Origin of the sequence: Rhodococcus sp. (in: high G+C Gram-positive bacteria), from assembly GCF_049591685.1 — a bacterium.
GTDB lineage: Bacteria > Actinomycetota > Actinomycetes > Mycobacteriales > Mycobacteriaceae > Rhodococcoides.
This window is the reverse complement of sequence record NZ_JBAWFH010000376.1, coordinates 1-10,195: the sequence shown is the minus strand read 5'-3', so window position 1 is coordinate 10,195 and position 10,195 is coordinate 1. Positions and strand designations below refer to the sequence as shown.

At 62.1% G+C, this 10,195-nt stretch carries 10 protein-coding genes and 1 pseudogene; 5 read left to right on the top strand and 6 right to left on the bottom strand.

Annotated elements, in window-relative coordinates; all coding sequences use genetic code 11:
- Positions 1-645: 645 nt before the first annotated feature.
- A complete protein-coding gene (locus tag WBQ44_RS15820) occupies positions 646-792 on the bottom strand; it encodes a hypothetical protein (RefSeq protein ID WP_495567621.1) in 147 nt (48 codons plus the stop codon).
- Between the two features lie 251 nt (positions 793-1,043).
- Entirely contained in the window at positions 1,044-2,108 is a 1,065-nt protein-coding gene (locus WBQ44_RS15815) for a GGDEF domain-containing protein (RefSeq protein ID WP_495567620.1), read from the bottom strand.
- A gap of 230 nt (positions 2,109-2,338) precedes the next feature.
- Between WBQ44_RS15815 and WBQ44_RS15810 the strand changes: the two genes are divergently transcribed.
- The gene (locus WBQ44_RS15810) at positions 2,339-2,662 is read left to right on the top strand and encodes a hypothetical protein (protein WP_495567619.1); all 324 of its coding nucleotides are present in this window, start codon (positions 2,339-2,341) and stop codon (positions 2,660-2,662) included.
- A 340-nt stretch (positions 2,663-3,002) separates the two neighbouring features.
- On the opposite strand, the pseudogene WBQ44_RS15805 reads toward WBQ44_RS15810, so the two are convergent.
- Both WBQ44_RS15805 and WBQ44_RS15800 read right to left on the bottom strand, forming a co-directional pair.
- A pseudogene (locus WBQ44_RS15805) lies at positions 3,003-3,240 on the bottom strand (nitroreductase family protein); the annotation flags it as partial.
- A gap of 195 nt (positions 3,241-3,435) precedes the next feature.
- On the bottom strand, positions 3,436-4,119 hold the full coding sequence (locus tag WBQ44_RS15800) for a TetR/AcrR family transcriptional regulator (protein WP_495567618.1): 684 nt from the start codon (positions 4,117-4,119) through the stop codon (positions 3,436-3,438).
- Positions 4,120-4,254: 135 nt separating this feature from the next.
- Here WBQ44_RS15800 and WBQ44_RS15795 point away from each other — a divergent pair, with 135 nt between their 5' ends.
- Together WBQ44_RS15795 and WBQ44_RS15790 are read left to right on the top strand one after the other, a co-directional pair.
- Complete coding sequence (locus tag WBQ44_RS15795) at positions 4,255-6,525, top strand: MMPL family transporter (RefSeq protein ID WP_495567617.1); 2,271 nt, start codon at positions 4,255-4,257, stop codon at positions 6,523-6,525.
- 164 nt (positions 6,526-6,689) lie between these two features.
- Positions 6,690-8,297, top strand: a complete 1,608-nt coding sequence (locus WBQ44_RS15790) for an SLC13 family permease (RefSeq protein ID WP_495567616.1) — start codon at positions 6,690-6,692, stop codon at positions 8,295-8,297.
- A 35-nt stretch (positions 8,298-8,332) separates the two neighbouring features.
- Here the strand turns inward: WBQ44_RS15790 and WBQ44_RS15785 are convergent, their stop codons facing one another.
- The gene (locus WBQ44_RS15785) at positions 8,333-8,536 is read right to left on the bottom strand and encodes a calcium-binding protein (protein ID WP_495567615.1); all 204 of its coding nucleotides are present in this window, start codon (positions 8,534-8,536) and stop codon (positions 8,333-8,335) included.
- On the opposite strand from WBQ44_RS15785, the gene WBQ44_RS15780 reads away from it, so the two are divergent.
- Complete coding sequence (locus WBQ44_RS15780) at positions 8,535-8,894, top strand: hypothetical protein (RefSeq protein ID WP_495567614.1); 360 nt, start codon at positions 8,535-8,537, stop codon at positions 8,892-8,894. The two genes, WBQ44_RS15785 and WBQ44_RS15780, sit on opposite strands and share 2 nt — an antisense overlap.
- Positions 8,895-8,991: 97 nt before the next feature.
- On the opposite strand, the gene WBQ44_RS15775 is transcribed toward WBQ44_RS15780, so the two are convergent.
- Complete coding sequence (locus WBQ44_RS15775) at positions 8,992-9,633, bottom strand: isochorismatase family protein (RefSeq protein ID WP_495567613.1); 642 nt, start codon at positions 9,631-9,633, stop codon at positions 8,992-8,994.
- 117 nt (positions 9,634-9,750) lie between these two features.
- Between WBQ44_RS15775 and WBQ44_RS15770 the strand changes: the two genes are divergently transcribed.
- Positions 9,751-10,195, top strand: a 445-nt coding sequence (locus tag WBQ44_RS15770) for a DJ-1/PfpI family protein (RefSeq protein WP_495567612.1), incomplete at its 3' end; no start/stop codon positions are given.

Sequence of the window (10,195 nt, the reverse complement as noted above, 5' to 3'; positions counted from 1 at the left end):
CCGCGGGCAGCAGCGAGCCCCTCGCAACGCCGCCCATTGTCGCGATCAAGACTCGAAGGGCAAGAGACTCTGGACCGATGCGCACGCCTTCACCAAAATCAGGGTTTACACATCGAGTTACGATGCGTGACGGCCTGATCCACCTGAGACCCGCCTGTCGCACGGTAATCCAGATGAGGCCCAGACACACGCCGACAAAGCCCGTGTACCCGATGACGCCCGCGCCGCTCGCCTCAAACCATGTGTATACCGATCCCACCCCGGCACACACTGACGCAGTGCCGCAATTGTCCGCTCAGCGGTTACGACGCCGTGGTCGGCGACATCCAAGTCTCTGGCCGACAGCTCGTCGACCAGTTCCTCCACCTGCTGGCGCGCTAGCAACAATCCGGTCGGACGCGTCCGCGAACTCGTCAGCTACTCCGTAGCCGAGGCCGGCAAGCTTCGACAAGGTCGCCATCTCGGACACCATTCGCTCGGCCGCGGCCACTGCGGCAGCTCCGCTCCAAGACTCGGCAAGCACATTCTGCTCGACGTCGAGCCCTGCTCGCTGGCCGTCTATGAGATCGGCGGTTTCGTGCAGTCCACCCGCTGCCGCCGACAGCAACTCGGAGTTCCATCACCTGGCTTGTGAGACGGTGATGGTCACTTCGGAGTCTCCATGACGCGCAATCTGGCCGCGAAGTCCGAATCGGTCACCTGGTAATCGTGGGACGCGCCCCACGCAGCCTGGGCGACGATATCGAGGCGCTGCGCCATTTCGTGCATCCCCGCAGCGAACAGCTCGGACATCCACACCGGCCACGTCGCGTCTACTTTGCCTTCTTGCCGGTTGGACGCATCGACTCAGCAAACGGTTCCATCTGCGCCTGTATTCGTCCTCGTCGAAGAACGTCGCCAGTGAGACCGATCAGCTCGATTCTTTGCCCAAGGTTTTCGACGAGGTGTAGTCGCCGGATTCTCCCCTGAGCATTACGAGCGTCGAATCGAACTCACGAGGGCCGATTCAGCCGAGCCGACGCTGTTCTGAATCCAGACCCGCGTCACAGATCCATCGGCCGAGTGTCGTCGACGTGAATTGAATTCCCTCCATTCTTCTTGGCCGTGTACATGGCGGCGTCAGCCCTTCCGCAGGCACGCCAGAGATCGTCGGCCGACGCGCGGGCGGGTAGGCGGGCGACACCGATGCTCACCGTCGTGCTGCCGGCTCGTCCGTCGTGCAGCTGGAGGAGGAGCCGCTTCGCCCGCGCGAACGCCTCTGCATCATCGGAGTCGTCGAGAATCAGAAATTCCTCTCCTCCAATCCGAGCCGACAGTGCCGGCGCAGCGAACTCGGAGTGCAGTGTGCTCGCGATGTCTCTGAGCACCATGTCGCCGTGAGCATGTCCGTAGTTGTCGTTGATGCCTTTGAAGTTGTCGAGATCGACGATCATCACGAAACCAGGGCCACGCACGCACTCGGCGAACACGGAATCGAACCCGCGTCGATTGAGCAGACCGGTCAGCGGGTCGTAAAACGCGGACGCAGCGTCACGCCGGAGCAACAGCAAAAGCATGTGCGCCAGCACCGGCGCGGAAAACAGCACGAGCGTCAGCACCACGAGATACGCACACGCCAGCACCACGTCGGCATCCGGCGACGTGATCGCTTGGTTGAACAAGATCCCGACGGCCGTGACCGACAGGACTTGATGAGCGACGAACAGCTTCGGGCTGTGAAACGTGACGATGTAGCTGCCGATGACTCCTAGAGCTGCCGAGCACGGCAGAGCCACGAACGGGTCGTTCAACAACAGAAGCAATACGACAGCACCGATTTCGAGGTAGCCGACGAACACACGCGACATCGTCCGAGTAAGCCAGGACCGGCGCAGCCACAACAAGGCGATGACGGTAGCCGTCACCGCGAGCGAATAGGCGATCACCCGCTCGACGCCGTCGGGCGCACCGGCAGGCGTGTGCGCCGCAAGCACGCAGAGCACTGCATATAGTCCGCACCACGACGACACCGCCCAGTTGACATGGCGAAGAAGCGGATCTCGTCGGTGGTACGCGACGGTCCAGTCGTAGTCGGCGGGGTGGTACCACCATCGCAAAAACTGTCGCATCGTCCTCAGGCACGCCCTATTGCAGATCCTCGAGCCACCGCAGCTCGAGCGGGTGCCGAGCCGACCCCTCGTGCCCGCAGTGACACGAACCAGTCAACCAGAATTGCCCACCGTGAGCGACCACAGCGCAGTGCACTGATGGGACGTTGTCGTGACCCCGAGGTAACACGCACTTTCGGCAGGGCGATTCACGAGTCATACCGAACAAACTCTCGACGATCGGAGCCAGGATGCTGAAACGGGTACTCGCCTCAATCGTCCTTGCCGTCGGCCTCGCAGCGGTTGCGACACCGGCCGCATCAGGAGACCCGGTGGACTCGACCGACTCGTTCGTCAGTGTCTTCGATCCCGCGGCCTATGGTTCTCGTAGCGACGCTTCCTTGGTCATCAGCCCGTACGGCACTTCCCAGCCCATCCGCTGCGCGTGGGCTCGCGGACAGAACTCGTGCAGTCAAACCGATCTCTGGGGCAATCACATCGCATTGAATCGACTCTTCTTCGTCCCGGGTTCGGCTACCTACATGGCCCGGCCGGTGTACGTCTTCGCGCCCTGACCCCACGCCCAGATGACGGCATATACGACTCGACGAGGAGGTCCTTCGGATCGCAATCACGTCCGGGGAAGGATCTGCTTCAACGGGGCCCGGTAATTGTCCTCGACACACCACCATTCGTGCGCCCTCCCCGATCTCGACGGGCTTGTCCGGTTGCACGTCGCTCATCGTCCGACGATCGCTTGGTTGGCCGTCGGGCGCCCCGAAATCGACCACGCGCCACCGTCGCAGAACGCGGTGGACCATAGGATGCGGATTGACGGAAGTCGTTCTCGAACATCCTCGCGGTGCCGGCGCCATCAGCTGTCGGGCGCTGTCCTTGCAGCCCAGGCATCGCCGGCTACCAACGGTCGACGTGCAGAACGGTGTCGATCGGATCACGCGGAGCGACCTCGAACGTCTCACCCGTGTAGTACGCCGTCGGGATCAGCGCACCCCGATGAAAGCCCTTTCCACACCGCGGAAGCAGCGAGCCCCATAGCCCGGCTTGATTGCCAGCTGGCACTGTCCCCGACGCGCTTCTGCACCGACACGCGTTCGGGGTCGTCAGCCAAGAGCGACGCCGCCGACTGCTTCGACACCTGATTGTTGACGAGATGGGCCACCGACATCGGAACCAGCCCCGAACTTGTCGAAATGCGGCTCGTCCAACGTTGGAGCGCCCGCGTTCGCGAATCCAGGTGATGGTCGACGACGTGTTCCCAATTCGACGCTCACGCACTGAACTCGGACACCTCTTGTGGCCGACTAACCTGCGTCACGTGGCAACCGAGTTACGACTCGACCGGCGCCGAACTGTGCAGCAACACAGCCGCGATAGCACTTCCCGCGCGACGGGGGAAAGCGTCCAGCCTGCTTTGAAGCAACGCATCGGCGAGACTGCGCTCGATGACGCCCAGGAGGACGAGTACCAGTAAGTCGGTGTCGATCGTGGGTTGTCTTCCCAGTCGCCCGAGGCCCTGGGTCACCAGCAACCGGGCGTCGGCTTCGGCGCGGGCCCGAATCTCGGACTGACGCTCGGCAAGAACCGGATCGCGCATGGTGACGGGGAGCGCTTCCATCAGCGCAAGCTGCCAATCACGCTGGGCTGTACCGATAGTCAATACCTGCATGAGGGTCTCGGTCAGGTCGTCGATGGAGAAATCGTCGTCGCCATCCTCGTCCGCCAAGTGCTCGATGTATCCAGACATTCGCGCCGTCGCCGACTCTCGCTCCCGATCCATGACCGCGAGCATGAGTTCTTCCTTGGACTCGAAATTCGAATAGAACGCACCACGTGTGAACCCGGCCGCCTGGGTCACCTGCGCGACCGTCGCGCCGCTGAGTCCGTGCACGGAGAACACGTCGAACGCAGCATCGATCAGCGCAGCGCGAGTCCGTCGCCGCTTGGCGCTGTCGGTAGCCCGCGCCGAAGACTCCAGATTGTCGATAACCACATCGGCCTCATTTCTGTTCACTGCGCTCTCTTCGACCAAGACGATACACCGTGTATTCAATTCGCCGTGAATCGGATACAGTATGCATCCGATACACGATGTATCTATGGCAGCGATTCGCACCAAGCGATACGCCCTGACGGTGGGAGAGAAAAAATGTCGTTGATTTTGTATCGCTTCGGGCGATGGGCGTATCGAGCCCGAAAGCTAGTCGTCGCCCTGTGGTTGCTTGTGCTGGTGCTGACGGTTGCTGGATCGGTGGTGTTCGGCAAACCGGCTGTCGAAGGGTTCACGATTCCGGGCACCGAAGCGCAGCAGGCAATGGACTCGTTGAGCCAGACATTCCCGGAAATGACTGGGTCCTCTGCACAGATCGTCGTCACCGCACCGGAGGACGCGCGGGTGGACGACGAATCGTCGGTACAGGCGGTCCGAGCCGCGGTGTCCGACCTACAGTCGGTCGACGGCGTTGCCTCGGTCACAGACCCATTCGATCCGAGCGTCACTGGCCAGTTCACCGAAGACGGCCGAGCGGCGCTGATTTCGGTGCAATTCGACCAGCCGACTGCCGACGTCACCGAGACCACATCTGCCGACGTCGTCAATGCCGGTGAGCAACTGACAGACACGCTGCCAGCGGGAAGCGAGGTCTCCACCGGCGGTGAAGCATTCGCCGCCGTCGAGGTTCCACACGACAATCTGACGGAAGTCATCGGTCTTGCACTGGCATTCCTGATCCTGCTGGCCACCTTCGGGTCATTCGTGGCGGCTGGAATGCCGATGATCACAGCAGTGCTCGGGGTTGGAATCACCTTGTCCGCAATCGAATTGGTGACAGCATTCACCGACGTTTCGTCGACGGCACCCGTGCTGGCGACCATGCTCGGGCTGGCAGTGGGAATCGACTACACACTCTTCGTTCTCTCTCGTCATGTTGCTCAACTTCGTGCGGGGATGGAGACCGAGGAATCGGTGGCACGAGCCGTCGCAACTGCGGGTTCCGCCGTCGTTTTCGCTGGTCTGACCGTGGTGATCGCCCTGGTCGGCCTTGCTATCGTGAGTATCCCGTTCCTGACGGTGATGGGAGTTGCAGCCGCAGCAGCTGTCGCGCTGGCAGTCGTGGTCGCGCTCTCGCTCACGCCCGCACTCCTCGGGTTCTCCGCCGGTGTTTTTTCTCGCGGCGTAGCACGGAGTGAGACGAAACGATCTGTGAATACGACGGACAAAGCCCCTGAAAACAGCCGCGTCCGAAGATCGGACCGATTCTTCGCGCGTTGGGTTCGCCTGGCGACCGTTCGTCCGCTGGTAACCATCGCGCTGGTGATCGCTGGCGTGGGGATGCTCAGTGTCCCAGCCATGGATCTACGACTTGGCCTGCCCGGCGCCGAAAGTCAACCGCTGGACTCGTCGGCACGGCACACCTACGACCTCGTCGCAGAACACTTCGGGCCGGGGACCAACGGTCCACTGGTGGTCACTGGTTCGATCGACGCGAGTGGTGACCCGGTCGCGCTGATGGGCGAGTTACGTGCGGAATTCGCTGCGCTGGACGGAGTAGCTGCGGTACCGCTTGCCACTCCTGACCCGGCCGGAACCACGGGCATCGTCACAATCATTCCTGACAGCGCACCAGATTCGGAGGACACGAAACAGCTGGTCGAGTCGATCCGCACACTCGCCGACGACTTGGAGGCGAAGTACGGGGTCGCGCTGTCGGTCACCGGAAAAACTGCCGCTGGTATCGACGTGTCCACTCTGCTCAGTGACGCGTTGCTCCCTTATATCGCGTTCATCGTGATTCTGTCGATCATTCTGCTCACTATGGTCTTCCGATCGGTCAGGGTGCCCATCAAGGCCACCGTCGGATTTCTGTTCACCATCGGATCCGCCCTTGGGTCGGTGGCGCTGGTGTACTCGTGGGGATGGTTTACAGGACCACTCGGTGTGGAGGAGACAGGTCCGGTCATCAGCTTCATGCCGATCATCGTTCTGGGGGTGTTGTTCGGTCTCGCCATGGATTACGAAGTGTTTCTCGTGTCCACGATGCGTGAGGAGTACGTTCACGGCGCCGGAGCACGATCGGCGATCGAGTTGGGTTTTGCTCGTTCTGCGCCCATCGTGACCGCCGCCGCGATGATCATGTTCGCAGTATTCGCTACGTTCATCCCTGCTGCCGACTCGACGATCAAACCAATCGCACTCGCCCTTGCCGTCGGAGTCTTCGTCGACGCGTTCGTCGTTCGGATGACGTTCGTACCCGCCGTGATGGGGCTTCTCGGCGATCGCGCGTGGAGCATGCCTGCGTGGCTGGATCGCTTACTTCCGTCCTTCGACATCGAAGGAGAAAAACTGACGCGAGAGCTTGCCGACGCCACCGAGACACCGTCACTCCCTGCCGTGGGTACACGCCATGCCGACCACGCTTGACGTCTCAACTGGCGCAAAATCTGTGGCTTCGCTCCCTCGCCTACGTCCGGGAGACTGCGCCGGAAGGAACCGCCGAAGACACCCGCAAGACCCGAGCCAAGGAACGGACATTTCCACCATTTGGCAAGTTACGCTGGTCGAATGTCCGGCCACAGGAGGCTCTCATGACGCATCTCGGTCCCGAGGAACAGACGGGTCGACGGTCCAACTCCAACCCCAACGATTTCGACGAGGAAGACCAGAAATCCGCGGGTGAACGCGCCGAGGAAGTGAAACCGGGCAGGCGCAAGCGACAATGGGTCGGGCTCGCTGCGGGCGTCTTGCTCGCTGTACTCGTCTACACGGTGCTCCCCGACGACGTCTCCCACGCTGCCCGCCTCACGGCCGGAACCGCAGTCCTCATGGGCATTTGGTGGATGACCGAGGCGATTCCGATTCCTGCGACCGCCCTTCTTCCTCTCGTGATCTTTCCCGTGTTCAATTCCGACGTCGCCGTCGACGACGTTGGCGCGTCCTACGGCAACAACGTCATATTCCTGTTCATGGGCGGCTTCCTGCTCGCCCTTGCGATGCAGCGCTGGAACCTGCACCGGCGCATAGCGCTGCTCACGGTCAACGCGATGGGCACCAAGCCGACCATGGTGATCGCCGGCTTCATGATCGCCACCGGCTTTCTCTCGATGTGGGTCTCGAACACCGCGACCGCCGTCATGATGATCCCCATCGGTGTCTCCGTCTTGGTCCTGGTGCTCGACATCGGTAAGAAAGCCGGAGCCGACGACGAATCGGCTGACGTGGACCTCGACGACGCGATGGTCACGACGGCCATCATCCGAAGCAACTTCGGAACCGCGCTGATGCTGGGCATTGCGTATGCGGCCTCGATCGGGTCGCTGGGCACGATCATCGGAACACCGCCCAACACCCTGCTGGTGGGGTATCTCGAAGGCCAGGGCATAACCATCGGGTTCCTCGATTGGATGCTCGCCGGTGTACCGCTCGCTGTGGTGCTCCTGGTGATCGCCTGGTTCCTGCTCACTCACGTACTGTTCAAGCCCGAGATCGACGACATTCCCGGCGGCAAGCAACTCATCCGAGGTGAGCTCGACGCCCTCGGAAAGATGTCGCAGGGCGAGGTTCGAGTGGCCGTCATCTTCTGCCTCGCCGCGGCATCGTGGGTCGCCGTTCCGCTCTTGTTCGACACGCCACCGATCTCGGACACCGGCATCGCCATGACCGCTGCCATCCTCCTGTTTTTGCTCCCCAGCGGCAGCAAGCCGGGCGTCCGCCTCATCGACTGGGACACTGCGATCAAGCTGCCGTGGGGCGTGCTGTTGCTCTTCGGTGGAGGACTCGCGCTGTCCGGACAATTCCAATCCAGCGGGCTGACCGACTGGATCGGCAGTGTCGCAGCAGGTCTCGACACCATTCCGATCGTGCTGCTCGTTGTCGTCGCGACGGCCGCGATCATCTTCCTCACCGAGATCACGAGCAACACAGCAACGGCAGCAACATTCCTCCCGGTCGCTGGCGGCGTCGCGATGGGGATGGACCTCGACATCCTGATCCTGACCGTCCCCGTCGCCTTGGCAGCAACGTGCGCGTTCATGCTGCCGGTTGCGACCCCTCCGAATGCAGTGTCGTACGCCAGCGGCTACATCACCATCGGACAGATGATGCGCGGCGGCGTGTGGCTGAACCTGATTGCAATCGTCCTCATCACCATCGCCAGCTACACCGTGTTCGCGTGGTCACTCGGAATCGCTTTCTAAGGCCGCCGGGATACACGGGCGTGACGCGTCGCTCTTCAGCAGTTGTTCGGCTCGTCGATTTTGACGACGGACAGAACGGCTTCGCCTTCCTCGATCGGCACACCAGCATCCGGCTGCTGACCCACGACGACCCAGTTCGAGTCGTTGACCTGCAACCGGCCCCCACCCGAAGCGTCTTCGCTACGTGAAAAGAACACGCCCGCAGCCTGAATCAGGTTCTGCGCGGCCTGAAGATTCATGCACACCACCGGCGGCATGAAAACCGGGGCAGCGGCGACAGGCTCCGGCGTCACCACTGCTGGCGGCGCCACAGCTGCGGGCGGCGCGATCGCTGCGGGCGTCGTAACTGACGACGGCACCGTGGTTACCGGAGTTGTCGCGGCGACCGAAGGCTGCGAGGACGAGCTGGGTGATTCGCCTACGGCGGTCGGCTCGTCACTCGATCCGCAGGCCGCGAGGCCACCGACGAGCACCAGACTCACCGCGGTGATACCGATGGATCGCAAGGTCTTCCGCGTGCCCTTGAATGCGAACTGGTCCAACTTCGTCATCGTCGACGCCTCTCCGAATTCCTGCCGCGAGGTGCAGCAGGAGTAGCGAGGACTAGATCGTCGGACCGCTCGGTCTGTTACAGACACAGCAACGCCGAGGTCACTTCGAAAACGTGACCTCGGCGCGACAAGCTGCAACTGGACTACACGGCCGAGTTGACTGCTTCGTTCCCCTGCATAGCCGACACAACGAGATTGCTCTTGTCGACGCCGGCGCCGCTCTTGACCGCTTCGATCCAGTCATTGGTCTTGGCCACTGCAGCGAAGTTGGACTGCAGAAGCACCATGAGGGTCTTGTGCAGATCCTCGGCCGACACCGAGCCCGCCTCGTTGGAGAGGTTGATTGCTCCGCTGGCGTCGGACAGGATCTCGACCGACAGCCCCAGAGCCTCTGCCTCTACCGAAGTCGCCAGATTGCAGTTGTTGGTCATGAAGCCGACGAGCGTGACGGTGTCGACGCCTTCACCCTTCAGCCACTCGGCCACGTCGTTGGCTGCGAACACGCTGCTGTACTGCTTCACGACGCGCTTCCACGACGGTTGGAGCTGAGCCTCGATGTCGGGGTGCAGCTCGAAGGTCGGCGTTCCGTTGACGAATGCGGGTGCACCTTCCGGCATCTCGTGCTGCACGACCGCGACGGGGAGGTTCTGGGCCGTTGCCACCTCGAGTGCCGAGACGATATTGGCCACCGACTCGTCACGAGGCGGGTACTGGATCTGCAGCACACCCTCGAAGTACTCCTGCTGGACGTCGATGACGATGAGTGCGCGGCGCGGTGAAGTCATGGTTTCTCCTGATCGTGGTCGAGAACTGCTTGTCCTCCATCCTGCCGACCGTTGGTTGCGCACACGAGTGGCACAGATGCATACTTTCGATGATTTTGCGCCAATCGAGGGAGTCCCGTGAAGATCGCCATCTACGCCTTCGACGGCGTCACCATGTTTCACCTCGCAGCACCGCTCATGGTCTTCGGCGAGGTGGCTCGCTTGAACCTGGCCGGAAACTGGGAGACGCAGCTCTGGTCCGATGAGCCGGGATCGATCACCACCATGGAGGGCTACTCCCTCGGCGGCATCGCAGGACCGGCCACGGTCGAAGCAGCCGACATCGTCATCGTCCCCTCGTGGCCGGAGACTCTGCCGCCGATCGGCACTGACCTACAAGGGCAACTACGGCACGCTCATCAACGCGGCGCGGAGATTGCCGGGCTCTGCCTGGGTTCATTCGCTGTGGCAGATACCGGGCTACTCGACGGACGCGCCGCCGTCACTCACTGGAGCAAAATGCGCGACCTCGGTGAACGCAATGCCCAGACCAATCTCGACGAGACCGTGCTCTACATCGACC